This is a genomic window from Streptomyces malaysiensis subsp. samsunensis (assembly GCF_024519315.1).
Classification (GTDB): Bacteria; Actinomycetota; Actinomycetes; order Streptomycetales; family Streptomycetaceae; genus Streptomyces; species Streptomyces malaysiensis.
In genome coordinates this window covers 331,268-345,186 of sequence record NZ_JANIIC010000002.1, presented here as the reverse complement: position 1 = coordinate 345,186, position 13,919 = coordinate 331,268, and the positions used below count along the sequence as shown (strand labels likewise).

12 protein-coding genes are annotated in these 13,919 nt (G+C 73.9%); 3 read left to right on the top strand and 9 right to left on the bottom strand.

What is annotated here, in order from left to right:
- Positions 1-90 precede the first annotated feature (90 nt).
- On the bottom strand, positions 91-1,092 hold the full coding sequence (locus NQU54_RS02710) for an Acg family FMN-binding oxidoreductase (protein WP_257629556.1): 1,002 nt from the start codon (positions 1,090-1,092) through the stop codon (positions 91-93).
- 132 nt (positions 1,093-1,224) lie between these two features.
- On the bottom strand, positions 1,225-1,920 hold the full coding sequence (locus NQU54_RS02705) for a response regulator (protein WP_069867256.1): 696 nt from the start codon (positions 1,918-1,920) through the stop codon (positions 1,225-1,227).
- A gap of 148 nt (positions 1,921-2,068) precedes the next feature.
- Between NQU54_RS02705 and NQU54_RS02700 the strand changes: the two genes are divergently transcribed.
- On the top strand, positions 2,069-2,650 hold the full coding sequence (locus NQU54_RS02700) for an Rv1733c family protein (protein WP_257629555.1): 582 nt from the start codon (positions 2,069-2,071) through the stop codon (positions 2,648-2,650).
- 424 nt (positions 2,651-3,074) lie between these two features.
- Here NQU54_RS02700 and NQU54_RS02695 read toward each other — a convergent pair whose 3' ends face one another.
- The 7 genes from NQU54_RS02695 to NQU54_RS02665 all read right to left on the bottom strand — a co-directional run bounded on the left by NQU54_RS02695 (position 3,075) and on the right by NQU54_RS02665 (position 10,309).
- Positions 3,075-3,740, bottom strand: coding sequence for a CBS domain-containing protein (locus NQU54_RS02695; protein ID WP_257629554.1), 666 nt, complete (start codon positions 3,738-3,740; stop codon positions 3,075-3,077).
- 14 nt (positions 3,741-3,754) lie between these two features.
- Positions 3,755-5,113, bottom strand: coding sequence for a nicotinate phosphoribosyltransferase (locus NQU54_RS02690; RefSeq protein WP_257629584.1), 1,359 nt, complete (start codon positions 5,111-5,113; stop codon positions 3,755-3,757).
- Positions 5,114-5,138: 25 nt separating this feature from the next.
- The gene (locus tag NQU54_RS02685) at positions 5,139-5,966 is read right to left on the bottom strand and encodes a universal stress protein (protein WP_257629553.1); all 828 of its coding nucleotides are present in this window, start codon (positions 5,964-5,966) and stop codon (positions 5,139-5,141) included.
- Between the two features lie 17 nt (positions 5,967-5,983).
- Complete coding sequence (locus NQU54_RS02680) at positions 5,984-7,051, bottom strand: alcohol dehydrogenase catalytic domain-containing protein (protein WP_257629552.1); 1,068 nt, start codon at positions 7,049-7,051, stop codon at positions 5,984-5,986.
- A gap of 204 nt (positions 7,052-7,255) precedes the next feature.
- Complete coding sequence (locus NQU54_RS02675; RefSeq protein ID WP_257629551.1) at positions 7,256-8,110, bottom strand: universal stress protein; 855 nt, start codon at positions 8,108-8,110, stop codon at positions 7,256-7,258.
- 697 nt (positions 8,111-8,807) lie between these two features.
- Positions 8,808-9,710 carry a universal stress protein gene (locus NQU54_RS02670; RefSeq protein ID WP_257629550.1) on the bottom strand — a complete coding sequence of 301 codons (903 nt, stop codon included), beginning with the start codon at positions 9,708-9,710 and terminating at the stop codon, positions 8,808-8,810.
- A complete protein-coding gene (locus NQU54_RS02665; RefSeq protein WP_257629549.1) occupies positions 9,707-10,309 on the bottom strand; it encodes a CBS domain-containing protein in 603 nt (200 codons plus the stop codon). The genes NQU54_RS02670 and NQU54_RS02665 overlap by 4 nt, the downstream gene beginning before the upstream one ends.
- Positions 10,310-10,527: 218 nt before the next feature.
- Here NQU54_RS02665 and NQU54_RS02660 point away from each other — a divergent pair, with 218 nt between their 5' ends.
- Positions 10,528-11,433 carry a universal stress protein gene (locus NQU54_RS02660; protein WP_257629548.1) on the top strand — a complete coding sequence of 302 codons (906 nt, stop codon included), beginning with the start codon at positions 10,528-10,530 and terminating at the stop codon, positions 11,431-11,433.
- 62 nt (positions 11,434-11,495) lie between these two features.
- Entirely contained in the window at positions 11,496-13,889 is a 2,394-nt protein-coding gene (locus NQU54_RS02655) for a phosphoketolase family protein (protein ID WP_257629547.1), read from the top strand.
- Positions 13,890-13,919 lie beyond the last annotated feature (30 nt).

Below are 13,919 nucleotides of genomic sequence, written 5' to 3'. Positions count from 1 at the left end.
GCTGTCCGGTGCCGGTGCCGGTGCCGGTGGGTGGCTGCCCGGTGTGGGGTGCGAGGGTTTTGTCGCGTAGTGGGCGAGGGGCGTGCCGTGTCAGTGGCCTCGGTCCAGTGCCTCGGTCGCACCGCCGCGCGGAGTGGCCGGTCCCACCGGTCCGTACCCCAGTCGGATCAGCATCTGCACATGGCCGGGTGCCCGGTGTTCGTCGTTGAGCGCCCAGCGCAGATCCGACCACTCCAGCGCCTGGTGCAGCAGGGACGCCCGGACCGCGTGCGAGGTCGCCAGCAGCAGCACATGTTCCAGCGCCTGCCCGGCCCGCAGCCAGTCGGTGCGCCGGTCCTGGTCCGTGGCCAGTACGGCGATGGTCGGGTGGCTCTCGAACTCCGCGGCGGGCGGATCGCCCGCCTGGCGCGCGTCCGGAAGCGAGCCCCGGAAGTCGCGCATCGGCACCCGTCCGGTGGCGTCCTGTGGGCCGAGGGCGGCCGTGGGGATTCCGTACGGCCCGGTGTCGCGGATCCAGGCGTGGCTCTCGGCCAGCCGGCGCGGATCCCCGGCGGTGCGCCGCTCCGCTTCGGCGGTCAGCCGCAGCAGCCGTGCGGTCTCCTCGGGGTCCGCCGGCCACAGCGTGGCCCCGTGCGCCCGCGCCGCCTCCGTCAGTTCGCACAGTATCCGTGGTGGCAGCCGGCGCCCGGAGAAGGGGGAGCGGCTGGTGTGCCGCCGCCAGATGACGTCGTACAGATCGGGGTGCGGATCGCCGTGGCGCCCGGCGCCGTCGCGGGACGCCACGGCCAGGCGCACCGTGGCCAGCAGATCGGGCTGTGAGCGGTACGGCAGCAGTTGGACGACCGGGTCCCAGCCGAAGTGGGCCACGGCGACCCGCAGATTGAACACGGCGGCCCCGGCCGAGACGGTCAGCGCCCGGCCCATCGGATCGGCGTACCGCAGCGCCCGATCGAGGGCGGCCCGGACCTCCAGGGTGACGGTCTCGGGGTTCAGCCGGTAGCGCCAGGGCTGGGTGTTGTGCATCGACGGAGCGGCCACGGCCGCGGAGATGAGCTTTTCCAGGATCGCCGCGTCGAGCGTTGCGGGCTGCATGGGTCCTCTCCTCGCCGGTGGGCCGTCAGCGGTGGTGTGGCGTCGGTGGTGGTGGGCCGTCGGTGGTGGGCGGTGGTCGGGCGCGTCGGTGGTACGGGCGGGGCCCCGCGGCCCCATGCGGCGGTCCCCGGCTCAGCCCGGGTGGTCGTCGGCGGGGTGCGGGGCCGAGTGGGTCGCCAGCACCGCCGCCTGGATGCGGCGCTCCACGCCCAGCTTGGCCAGCAGCCGGGAGATGTGGTTCTTGACCGTCTTCTCGGACAGGAAGAGCCGCTTGCCGATCTGCCGGTTGGTGAGCCCGTCGCCGATCAGCACCAGGATCTCCCGCTCGCGCGGGGACAGCCCGGCCAGCACCTCGTCCCTGGGCTCCTGCGGGGCGGTGTCACCGCGCAGGGTGCTCATCAGCCGTGCGGTGGTGGCCGGGTCCAGCATCGACTGGCCGGAGGCCACCGTGCGCACCGCCGAGACCAGGTCCGATCCCTTGATCTGCTTGAGCACATAGCCCGCCGCCCCGGCCATGATCGCGTCCAGCAGGGCATCGTCGTCGTCGAACGAGGTCAGCATCAGACAGGCCAGATCCGGCATACGGGAGCGCAGCTCACGGCAGACCGTGATGCCGTCCCCGTCCGGCAGCCGGACGTCCAGGATGGCCACGTCGGGCCGCAGCGCCGGGCCACGGGCCAGCGCGTGGTCGACGGTTCCGGCGTCGCCGACCACCTCGATGTCCGGTTCGGCGTCCAGCAGATCGTGCAGTCCGCGCCGGACCACCTCGTGATCGTCGAGTACGAACACCCTGATGGGCGTCGCCGGTGTCGCTCGTGTCTCGGTCATGGGCTCTCGCACTGTTCGTCCGCCGTCCGCCCGTCCCCCGGTGCAAAATCCTGGCGCAGCAGGTCAGGGCGGTACCAGGGCCGAACGGGCCCCCAATGGGGCTGCCCGGCCCTCGTCCCGCCCTCCCCGCGCGTGCGACCGTCACGGCATGGGCACGGAAGTGCGGGGGCGGCGGATGTGGCGGTGGCGGCGCAACCCGCTCAGACGCCGCTCGGATGTGATCGAGGCGTGGGTCGTGCTCGTCACCGGCCTGGTGATGGCGGTCGGCGGCCCGGCGGCCGGGGTGGCCGCGGGCACCGCCGTGGACGCGTCACTGCGGCAGGAGCGGGCGGACCGGCACCGGGTGCCCGCGGTGCTGAAGGAGAACGCCCCCGCCGCACAGCCCGCCGCCGACGGGTCCACCACCGGCCTGGTACGCGCGGTCGTGCGGTGGACCGGCCTGGACGGCACCGTCCACACCGGTACGGCGCGGGTCCACGAAAGCAGTAAGGCGGGCACCGCCACGGAGGTCTGGACCGACGGTCGGGGGCGGCTGGTCCAGCGGCCGCCCACCCCCGAGCAGATCGCCACCCGCGCGGTGCTCGCCGGGACGTCCGCCGCGGCGGGCGTGGGCGCGGTGTCGCTGGCCGGACGCGGTGTGGTGCGCTGGCGGCTGGACCGCGCCCGCACCCAGGAGTGGGGACGCGCCTGGGCCGAGGTCGGCCCGCGCTGGAGCCGCCACATCCGGTGACGCGGAGCGGTGTCCGGGGCTGGTCTTCGTGCGTGTGTGCGTGTGTGCGTGGCCCCGGTGGTGGGGTGCGTGTTGGAGTCACCGCATCCGGTGGTGCGCCGGCCGTGTCCGGTCGTGCTGTGAGTCCGTGGCCTCGGTGACTGACGTTGCCGGGGCCGTCGCGTCCGATGTCGGAGTGCCTCCCGGTGGCGGCCGGGGACATCGCCCGGCGCCCCCGGCCTCCGCCGACCGGGGGCGTCGCTCGGTGCCGCGCCGCCTGCTCGATGGGTCGCCGCCGTGGTGCTCGGGGGCGTTCGGGCCGCCTCGGGCGGTCCGACCCTGCGGCCGGGACCCCGGCCGCAGGGTCAGGACCGTGTCGTGTCGGGGACCGTGCCGTCTCGGCGTCGCCGCGCTCGGCACGGCGTGGCCCCGCCGGATGGGAGCCCTACTGCCGCTGGGCCGTATGAGGCGCGGCCGTGAGCTGGTTGTCGAAGTCCACCACGCCCTCGATCGCCCGGATCAGACGGGCCGCCGCCGGGATGAGAACGGCCTCCTTGACCCGTCCGGTCAGGGTGACCACGCCCTCGTTCACGCTCACCTGGACGATTTCCCCCTCGGCCGGGAAGAGATGGGTCACCACCTCGCGGCGCACCTCCTCCTCGATGTCGTCGTCCGGCCGCAGAAACACCTTCAGCAGATCGGCGCGGCTGACGATGCCTTCCAGCCGGCCCTCCTCGTCCACCACCGGGAGCCGCTTGACCCGCTTATGGGTCATGATCCGCGCGGCCTCGGCGAGCGTGGCGCCCGCGTGGACGGTGATGGCGGGGGACGTCATCAGCTCATCGGCCGTCACCGCGCCCGCCTTGGCGATACCGGGCAGGTCGCGCAGTTGCGCCACCCGCGCCGGGTCGCTGTCGCGGAACTCCTCCTTGGGCAGCAGATCCGCCTCGGAGACCACGCCGATGACCCGGCCCTCGCCCTCCAGCACCGGCAGGGCGCTCACCCGCCACTGCTCCAGCGTTCTGACGATCTCCTTGAACGGCGCTTCGCGGCCGACGGCGACGACGGTATGGGTCATCACATCACTCACGATGTGGGCACTCCCGGGCACGGCATCCTCCTAGGTCACGCTGCCTGTCTTCCGCCCGCCTCGCCACCGGCCGCCAGCCGGTGCTCGATCCCGCCGCGCACCCGCCCCGCCAGCCGGGCCAGCCCGGCGGAGGTGGCCGGCCGGGGCGGGACCGGGTGGCGGATCCGCCGGGCGTGCGGCGGCAGCCCCGCGAGATCGGTGTCGAACCGCCGACGCGCGCGGTCGAGGGTGTCGGGGGCTTCGGTCCGCCGGCCCCCGCGCATCACGGTCTCCAGCAGTGGCGTACCGCCGTGGGGCGGAAGTTCGTCCCGCTCGCCGATCACATCGGCGTAGCCGGCGCGGCGCCACACCTGCTTGGCCCCGGGGGCCGTGGCCTTGGCCGAGGACAGTTTCATCACCGGTTTCCCGTCGTAGGCCACCAGCTTGTACGCGGTGTCGAGGTAGGCGGCGTCGGCCGACACCCCCATCCGGGTGCCCACGGCGAAGACGTCGATCGGCGCGCCCGACCGGATCAGCCTCTCGATGGCGTACTCGTCGAGCCCGCCGCTCGCCACGATCCGCACCTCAGGCAGCCCCTCCGCGTCGAGGATCCGCCGCGCCCGCACCGCCTGTTCGCCCAGGTCGCCGCTGTCCAGCCGGATCGCGCCCCGGGGCCCGGACGCCAGCTCGCGCAGCACCCGCGCCGCGGTGGCCACTCCGGCCGCCGTGTCATAGGTGTCCACCAGGAAGGTGACCGGGCCGGGGTGGGTACGGGCGAACGCGCGGAACGCGGTCTCCTCGTCCGGGAACGCCTCGATGTACGAATGCGCCATCGTCCCGGTGGCCTCGATCCCGTAGGCGGCGGCCGCCGCCACATTGCTGGTCGCCGTGAACCCGGTCATCGCGCTCAGCCGCGCCGACTGCATCCCCGACCAGGGGCCGTGGGCGCGGCGCAGCGAGAAGTCCACCACCGGGCGCCCCGCCGCGGCGAGCACGCACCGGGCCGCCTTGGAGGCGACGGTGGTCTGATGGCTCAGCTGCCCCAGCAGATACGTCTCGATCAGCTGGGCCTGCGGCAGCGGCGCGGTCACCTCCAGCAGCGGCTCCCCGGCGAGGACGATCCGCCCCTCGGGCACCGCCCGCACCTCGCCGTCGAAGCCGAGCCCCAGCAGGGGCTCAAGGTCCTCGTACGGACGGCGCATCGCCACGGCGAACGCCTCCACGTCCTCGGGCTCCACCCGGAAGCCGGACAGACAGTCCAGCGTCGGCTCCAGGCCCGCGGCCACCAGGAAGCCCCGCTCGGGCGGCAGGTCGCGGGCGTAGAGGTCGAAGGTGGCCGGGCCGGTCATGCCCTCGCGCAGATACGACAGGGCCATCGTCGCCTCGTAGAGGTCGGTGACCATCGCCTCCGACATCGTCACTCCCGCCTCCCTCCGCACATCAGCCGCATGGGACGACCCCCACCGGACACGGCGCGTGGTGCACCGCCGCGTGGATCACCGGGCCCAGATGGGCGACCGGGCCCGGCTCGATCTTCTCCCGGCCCAGCACGAGCAGCCCGGAGCCCCGCGCGGTGTGCGGCACACCGAGCGCCGGGCGCTCCGTGGTCAGGGCCTGCGCCACCGTCACGCCGGGGTACTTCTCCCGCCAGGGGCGCAGCGCCGCGTCCAGCGCCCGCTCCGCCTCCGCCTCCGCCCTCTCGTCCCCCGTCTCGTCGTTCCCCGGCCCGCTCGCGTGTACGGCGCGCAGCACACCACCGCGCCGGGCGGCGGCGTCGAAGGCGAACCGCAGCGTCTCCTCGTTCGGCCCTCGCAGGGTCACCCCGACGGTCACATCGGCGGTCAGCGGCTTGTCGTCGGCGTGCACCATGATCATCGGCCGTTCTCCCCGTGCCAGGACATGGCGGCCGGTCGAGCCGAGGAGGAAACCGCCGGGGGTGCCCCGGCCGCGTGAGCCGAGCACCAGCATCTCGGCGTCCCGGGCCGCGCCCAGCAGCGCGGACACGGTCTCGCGCGGCACCAGCTCGGCCGAGACCCGCAGCCCCGGATGGGCGTCGCGCAACTCGCCCACCAGGTCGGTCAGCAGCCGCTGCGCCCAGTAGTTCAGATCGTCCTCGTGGGGGAGGGTCGGGGCCCCGGGCGACGGCGGGTTCCAGGCGTGGACCAGCCGCAGCCGCAGATCGCGCAGCAGCGCCTCGCGCGCCGCCCAGTGCGCGGCCGGCGGACTCTCGGCGAATCCGTCGACGCCGACCGTGATGGGCGCTGCCATACGCGTCACCTCCCCGCTCACTTCCCCCGGGCCACCAGCGGCCGGGCGCACTCGCCGACCGCGATCTTGATCGCGCCGGTGTCGGCCGCGTGGGCGAAGACGTCGTACGCCTCCTCCATCTGGTCCAGCTCGAACAGATGGGTGATCAGGGTGGACGCGGGCAGCCGCCCGGCGGCCAGCAGGGAGAGCAGAGTGGCGGTGGAGTAGGTGTCGACCAGTCCGGTGGTGATCGTCACGTTCTTGATCCACAGATCTTCGAGGTGCAGTGTGGCGGGCCGGGCGTGCACCCCGACGTTGGCGATCCGGCCGCCCGGCCGCACCATCCGGGTACAGGTCTCGAAGGACCGCGGACTCCCCACGGCCTCGATCACCACATCGGCGCCGAGCCCCTCGGTGAGATCGTCGACCAGCCGCTCCGGGTCCTCGGCGGAGTCCGCCACCGCGTCGGCACCGACCCGCTTGGCGGCGTCCAGCCGGGCCGGATCCGGGTCGACGGCGATGATCCGGCCGGGCGAGAAGAACTGCGCCGTGGCGATCGAGGCCAGCCCGATGGGCCCGGAGCCCACCACCACGACCGTATCGCCCGGCCCCACCCGGCCGTTGAGGACGCCCACCTCGTAGGCGGTGGGGAAGACATCGGCCAGCAGTACGGCGTCATGGCCCTCGGCCGTCCCCGTCAGCGGATGGGTGGACAGATCGGCGAACGGCACCCGGACGTACTCGGCCTGGGTGCCGTCGACCGTGCGCCCCAGCACCCAGCCCCCGCCGCCACGGCACTGTCCGTAGCTGCGCTCCCGGCAGAAGCGGCAGTGGCCGCAGGCCGAGACGCAGGAGATCAGCACCCGGTCGCCGGGGCGGATCCCACGGACGTCGGTACCGGTCTCGACAACCTCGCCCACCCCTTCGTGGCCGAGCACCCGGCCGGGTTCGACGTCGGGCTGCTCGCCGCGGAGGATATGGAGATCGGTGCCGCAGATGGTCGTGGTGTCGATCCGGACGATCGCGTCGGTGGTGGCCTCGAGTTCGGGGTCGGGCACCTCCTGCCAGGAGGACTGCTCCGGCCCGTGGAAGACGAGTGCTTTCATGGCCGTTTCCCTTTCCTCCGGCGGCCTCGGTCGCCTCCGGTTGTCTTCGGCTTCCGGTTGTCTTGGGCTCCCGGTCGTCTTCGGCTTCCGGTTGTCTTGGGCTCCCGGTCGTCTTCGGCTTCCGGTTGTCTTGGGCTTCCGCCGCTGCTCCCCGCCGCCTGGGCGTGTGGCGCGGCGTCCCAATTCCCGTGGCCGGACGGGGGCTCATCGCTGGGGCACCACCGCGACGGGGCAGGCGGCGTGGTGCGCCACGGCCTGGGCGACCGGCCCCAGCCGGGGGCCGAACCCCACCCGGCGCGGCCCGCGGCCCACGACCATCAGCGCCGTCCCCGCCGCCGCGCTCACCAGCCGCCGGGCCGGGCTGTCCGACGAGACCTCCTCGAAGACCCGCACATCGGAGAACTTGTCCCGCCATGGCGCCAGCACCTCGCCCAGCGAGTGCTCCGACTCCTTGCGCGCATCCCTCAGCCCCACGTCCACCACCCAGGGGGCGTCGTCCCGGATGGCGGGGACCCGGTTGGCGTACAGGGCCCGCAGCACACCGTCGCGCCGGGCCGCGGCGTCGAAGGCGAACTCCAGGATGTCGTCGCACGGCTCGCCCGGCTCCACCCCCGCCACCACATCGCCGTGCCGCTCCTCGCGCCCGTCCGCCCGCACCAGGACCACGGGGGTCACGGAGCGTGCGGCGAGCTCAAGGCCGACGGAGCCGAGGAAGAAGCCGGCGACCGCGCCGATCGAACGGGACCCCACCACCAGCATCTGGGCCCGCTCCGCCTCGGCCAGCAGTACGGGCGCGGGCATACCGGGGATCTGGTCGGTGAGGATCGCCATGCCCGGGTGGTCGGCGTCCAGCTCGGCGCGTGCCGAGCGCAGTGCGCACTCGGCCCAGTACTGCCAGGCCGCCTCCCGGCCCGGTGTCAGCTCCTTCTGATCGGGCACGGGCCACGCGTTCACCAGCCGCAGCGGCGCGTCGCGCGAACGGGCCTCATGGGCCGCCCAGCCGGCGGCGGCCAGACTCTCTGGGGAACCGTCCAGTCCGACGGTCACGGGGCGCGCCATCGCTGCCTCCTTCCCGGCAGGCCCACTCGGCACCTCGGGCACCTCGGGCTTCGGCTCGCCTGCGGGGCGTTCGGTCCGCCGTCCGCCGTCCGCCGTCCGCCGACGGCCGACCGCGCGCGGCGCCGCATGAGCGAGCGCCGCCCTGGCGGCCCGCGCGCGTGCCCTCACGACAGCCACGGCCCTTTGGGCACCGTCCCGGTCACCACCGGAAGGTGCCCGGTCCGAGGCGCGGCGCCGGGGGCGCCCACTTCTCGCGGGCCCTGATTGCGCGGTGCGCGGTGTTCGTGCGTCCGCTTCTCCGCGTCTGCCGGATGCCCCCGGTGCCCAATTCAAGCGGACCATGGCCGGGCCCCCGCCGACAGGGCCGACCGGTCCCGGGGAGGGCCCGGAGACCAGGACATACGGCCCATTCCGCGACCGGGGGGAGGGGGTCCCGGGGGTACGGTCCTGCCGTCTGTGGTCTGTGGTCCGCAGTCTGCCGGGTGCGGGTTTCGTTTCGCGCCTTCGGCGCCTTGAGCAGGGGGTGCCGGGGCGCGGCCGCGTCGCCGGGTGACGGGCCGGTGGGGTGTGGCGTCGGTGGCGGCTTCTGCGGTTGGTGGCCGGGGCCCCTCCGGAGTGCGGGCGGCGGGGGTTCGGTACCCCCTTCTCAAAAACGCTTGATCTGGCGCAACTGATACATCAAGCGATCTCCGGGACCCTATTCGACCGGCACCAGCACCACCGGGCAGTGCGCATGGTGCAGTGCCGCGTGCGTGACTGCGCCCAGCTGCATGCCGAGGCGGGGCGTTCGCCGGTGTACGGCCAGCACCAGGACGTCCGCCGCTCGTGACGCCTCCATCAGCGCCTGTGCGGGGGCGCTGTGGGTGGTGTGCTCGCGTACCGGGATCTGCCCGAACTCCTCGCGCAGTTTGGTCACCATGGCGTAGGCCACCGTCTGCTCGCGCTCGGCGCGCAGCGCCACCATCTCGCGGGCGGGCAGGGCGTGATCGCCCGCGAAGACCCGTGGCCGCGGCCAGGCGTAGAGCACCCGCAGCCGGGCCCGGCGGCGGCGCGCCTCCTCGAAGGCGAAGCGGGCCGCCGGCGCGTCCGCGCCGCTCTCCACGCCGACCAGCACCTTGCCATGGCCCTCGGGCCCGTACGCCGCCGGTGGCCCGCCGCGCACCACCAGCAGCGGGCGCCGGGTGTGGGCGGCCAGCCGCAGGCTGACCGAGCCGAGCAGCAGCCCGGTGAAGCCGCCCAAGCCCCGGGTGCCGATGACGATGAGCGAGGCGTCCTCGCCGATCCGCAGCAGTTCGGGCACCGCGTCCTGGGCCGTCAGGGTGGGCACGATCCGCAGCTGTGGATCCTGCTCCCTGGCTCGCGACACGGCCAGCCGCAGCACGGTCCTGGCGATCTCCACGGCGGGGCGCGACGGTTCGCTGTCGGTGTCGAAGGCGAGCGGGTCGGCCCGGCCCCACGGCCAGGCGTGCACGATCTCCAGCGTGGCCTCACGGCGCCGCGCCTCGGCGACCGCCCGGTCCAGCGCGGCCCAGGCGCTGTCGGAGCCGTCCAGGCCCACCACCACCCGGCCGCCCCGCACCGGCCTGGCCGGGTGGGTCATCGCCGCGCACCTCCCCGGCCCGCGGAGTCGTCGAACCGGTAGGTGAGCAGGTCGACCACGGCCACCACGCCGTCCACCTGTCCGGTCATCCGGACCGCGATGGGGATCTCGCTGTGCCGGTCCAGCTGCCCCTCCAGCCGTACGACCCCGTCGGTCACGGTGACCGCGACGGACTGCGGGCCGAGCCACAGCGAGCGGACCAGCACCTCGTCGATCACCTCGGCGCGGATCTCGTCGTCCGCGCGGAGGAAGACCCGCAGCAGGTCCCGGCGGGTGACGATGCCGATCAGCCGGTCCTCCTCGTCGACCACCGGAAGCCGCTCGACGCGATGGCGGTCCATCGCGCGGGCCGCGTCCACGATGCTGTCCTGGGGGCGCACGGTGACCGCCGGGCGCGACATCAGCTGTCCGGCCGTCGGGGCGGGTTCGCTGAGATCGGTCCCGGTGATCATGCCGACCACCTTGTCGTCCTCGTCCACCACGGGCAGCCCGCTGAACCGGTGCCGGGCGAGCAGCGCACCGACCTCGTCGAACGAGGCCAGGGAGCTCACCCGGACGACGTCGTCGGTCATCACGTTACCGATCTTGCGGTGCTTCATCCGTGCCTCCCCGATCCGCTCCCAGCGTGGGACGGCGCCCCGGCCGCCCTCTTGGGCTGCCCGGGGTGCGCTCGGGGCCGTTCGGCCCGCCCGCGCGCCTTGGGCCGAACGACCCCCGTCGGGGCCGAATCGCCCCTCGCGCCGGGTCCCGGACGGGCGCGAGGGTGAGAGGCGTCGGGACGGCGCGGGAACCGCTGTGCGGAAGGTGGTGGGAATCGGTGGAGCTTCCCCTGGTGGTGGGCGTCGACGGCTCGCACCACAGCCTTGAGGCGGTGGACTGGGCGGTGGGCGCGGCCGCCCGGCACGGGGTGCCGCTGCGGCTGGTCCACGCCTCGCTGTGGGAGCGGTACGAGGGCGCCGCACCCGCCGCCGACCCCCGGCGCCCCTGGGAGCTGGTCAGGGACGAGGAGATCGCCGCGTCCGCCGCGGAGCGCGCCTGCCGGTGCGGACCGGATGTGAAGATCTCCGCCGAGGTGCTGCCGGAGGACCCGGTGGCCGCGCTGCTGCGCGCCGGCCAGGACGCCTCGGGCCTGGTCGTCGGCTCCCGCGGCCGCGGTGAACTCGCCGCGCTGCTGCTGGGCTCGGTGAGCCTGGCGGTCGCCGCCCGTGCCACCTGCCCGGTGACCGTCGTACGCGGCGGCGAGCCCAACCGGCGCGGCGCCTTCGGCCGGATCGTGCTCGGCGTGGGCGAGCCCGGTGAGGCGGCCGGCCGGTCGGCCGCGGCGCGGTTCGCCTTCCGCGAGGCCGCGGTGGGCCACCGCACGCTGGAGGCCGTACGGGCCTGGCGCGCCCCGGCCGGTGAGGTCACGGATGATCTGCTGTTGGAGGGGGACCCGGTCCGTGCCCACTGGTCACGGGCGGAGCGGACGCTGGACGACGCCCTGCGGGCCTGCCGCCGGTACCACCCCGAGGTCAGCGTCCACGCCGAGACGGTCGAGGGGCCGGCCCGCAAGGCGCTGCTCCACGCGGCGGCCACCGCCGATCTGCTGGTCCTCGGCGCCTGCCGCGGCCACGGTCGCACCGTCGGGTTGCAGCTCGGCCGCATCACCCACGCGGCCCTGCACCACGCACCCTGTCCGGTGGTGATCGTGCCGGAGCGGGGCCGGACGCACGGCGGGGAGTGACCGGCGGGCAGGTAACCGGACACCACGAGGGGACATTCCGACACCATGAGGGAGAGAGGTCCATGCCAGACGCACCGACCACGACGGGTTCGCCGGTGAGTGGGCTCGCCGACGACCGGATCCGCGCCCTGGACGCCCACTGGCGCGCCGCCAACTACCTCGCGGCGGGCCAGATCTATCTGCTGGCCAACCCGCTGCTGACCGAGCCGCTGCGCCCGGACCACATCAAGCCCCGGCTGCTGGGCCACTGGGGCACCTCACCCGGGCTCAACCTCGTCCACACCCATCTGAACCGCGTCATCAAGGACCGCGACCTGGATGCCATCTGCGTCTGGGGCCCCGGCCACGGCGGCCCCGCGGTGCTCGCCGGCTCCTGGCTGGACGGCAGCTACTCCGAGATCTACCCGGACGTCGGCCGGGACACCGAGGGCATGGCCCGGCTCTTCCGGCAGTTCTCCTTCCCCGGCGGGGTGCCCAGCCATGTCGCCCCCGAGACCCCCGGCTCCATCCACGAGGGCGGTGAGCTGGGCTACTCCCTCGCCCACGCCTACGGGGCCGCGCTGGACAACCCCGGGCTGCTGGTCGCCTGCGTCATCGGCGACGGCGAGGCCGAGACCGGCCCGCTGGCCGCCTCCTGGCACGCGAACAAGTTCCTGGACCCGGTCCACGACGGCGCCGTGCTGCCGATCCTCCACCTCAACGGGTACAAGATCGCCAACCCCACGGTGCTCGCCCGGCTGCCCGAGCCCGAACTCGACGAACTGCTGCGGGGATACGGCCACGAACCGATCCACGTCGCCGGGGACGAACCGCTCGAGGTGCACCGGATCATGGCGCGCGCCCTGGACGAGGCGCTGGACCGGATCGCCCTGCTCCAGCGCACCGCCCGCGAGGAGGGCATCGCCGAGCGGCCGCGCTGGCCGGTCATCGTGCTCCGTACGCCCAAGGGCTGGACCGGGCCCGAGGAGGTCGACGGGCTTCCCGTGGAGGGCACCTGGCGCGCCCACCAGGTGCCTCTGCCGGGCGTCCGGGAGAACCCGGAGCATCTGCGCCAGCTGGAGCGCTGGCTGCGTTCGTACCGCCCCGAGGAGCTCTTCGACGCCGACGGGCGGCCCCGGCCGGCCGTCCTGGCCGAGGTCCCCGAGGGCGACCGCCGTCTGGGCGCCAATCCGCACGCCAACGGCGGACGGCTGCTGCGCTCGCTGCCCGTGCCCGCCCTGGAGCGGTACGCGGTCCCCGTGGACAAGCCCGGTGCGACCATGCACGAGCCGACCCGGGTCCTCGGCGGGCTGCTGGAGAAGGTCATGGAGGACACCGCCGCCCGCCGCGACTTCAGGGTGGTCGGCCCCGACGAAACCGCCTCCAACCGGCTGGAGGCCCTCTTCGGCGCCACCGGCAAGGCGTGGCAGGAGGCCGTACTCCCCACCGATGAGCACCTCAGCCGGACCGGCCGGGTCATGGAGATCCTCTCCGAGCACGTCTGCCAGGGCTGGCTGGAGGGCTATCTGCTGACCGGGCGGCACGGCCTCTTCTCCTGCTACGAGGCGTTCGTGCACATCGTCGACTCCATGGTCAACCAGCACATCAAATGGCTGAAGGTGTCCCGCTCACTGCCGTGGCGGCGCCCCGTGGCCTCCCTCAACTACCTGCTGACCTCCCATGTCTGGCGCCAGGACCACAACGGCTTCTCGCACCAGGACCCCGGCTTCGTGGACCATGTGCTCAACAAGAGCCCCGAAGTGGTGCGCGTCTATCTGCCGCCGGACACCAACACCCTGCTCAGCGTGGCCGACCACGTCCTGCGCAGCCGGGACTACGTCAATGTGGTCGTCGCGGGCAAACAGCCCTGCTTCGACTGGCTCGACCTCGACCAGGCGCGTGCCCACTGCGCCCGCGGCGCCGGGACGTGGGAATGGGCCGGTACCGAGAACGGCGCGGGGGAGCCGGATGTGGTGCTGGCCGCCGCGGGCGATGTGCCCACCCAGGAGGTCATCGCGGCCGCCGGGATCCTCCGCCGCCATCTGCCCGATGTGTCCGTGCGGGTGGTCAATGTCGTCGACATGACCCGGTTGATGCCGAAGGAAGAGCATCCGCACGGGATGACGGACCACGAGTTCGACGCCCTGTTCACCCGCGACCGGCCGGTCATCTTCGCCTACCACGGCTATCCGTGGCTGGTGCACCGGCTGTCCTACCGCCGGGCCGTCCACCCCAACCTCCATGTGCGCGGCTATGTGGAGATGGGCACCACCACCACGCCGTTCGACATGGTGGTCCGCAACGACCTCGACCGCTACCGGCTGGTCATGGACGTCATCGACCGGACCCCGGGGCTCGCGGTGCGCGCCACGGCCGTGCGGCAGCGGATGCAGGACGCCCGCACCCGCCACCACGCCTGGATCCGCGAGCACGGCACCGATATGCCCGAGGTCGCCGAATGGTCCTGGACCGGCTGAGGACCCGGCCGCCGGGGCCGCACCCGGCGG

What these genes read in the sequence shown, in the direction of transcription:
- NQU54_RS02700 (WP_257629555.1), top strand. Translation starts at nt 2,069, where the DNA reads ATGGGCACGGAAGTGCGGGGGCGGCGGATGTGGCGGTGGCGGCGCAAC.
- NQU54_RS02675 (WP_257629551.1), bottom strand. Translation starts at nt 8,110, where the DNA reads ATGGCGCGCCCCGTGACCGTCGGACTGGACGGTTCCCCAGAGAGTCTG.
- NQU54_RS02685 (WP_257629553.1), bottom strand. Translation starts at nt 5,966, where the DNA reads ATGGCAGCGCCCATCACGGTCGGCGTCGACGGATTCGCCGAGAGTCCG.
- NQU54_RS02710 (WP_257629556.1), bottom strand. Translation starts at nt 1,092, where the DNA reads ATGCAGCCCGCAACGCTCGACGCGGCGATCCTGGAAAAGCTCATCTCC.
- NQU54_RS02705 (WP_069867256.1), bottom strand. Translation starts at nt 1,920, where the DNA reads ATGACCGAGACACGAGCGACACCGGCGACGCCCATCAGGGTGTTCGTA.
- NQU54_RS02655 (WP_257629547.1), top strand. Translation starts at nt 11,496, where the DNA reads ATGCCAGACGCACCGACCACGACGGGTTCGCCGGTGAGTGGGCTCGCC.
- NQU54_RS02665 (WP_257629549.1), bottom strand. Translation starts at nt 10,309, where the DNA reads ATGAAGCACCGCAAGATCGGTAACGTGATGACCGACGACGTCGTCCGG.
- NQU54_RS02690 (WP_257629584.1), bottom strand. Translation starts at nt 5,113, where the DNA reads ATGTCGGAGGCGATGGTCACCGACCTCTACGAGGCGACGATGGCCCTG.
- NQU54_RS02670 (WP_257629550.1), bottom strand. Translation starts at nt 9,710, where the DNA reads ATGACCCACCCGGCCAGGCCGGTGCGGGGCGGCCGGGTGGTGGTGGGC.
- NQU54_RS02680 (WP_257629552.1), bottom strand. Translation starts at nt 7,051, where the DNA reads ATGAAAGCACTCGTCTTCCACGGGCCGGAGCAGTCCTCCTGGCAGGAG.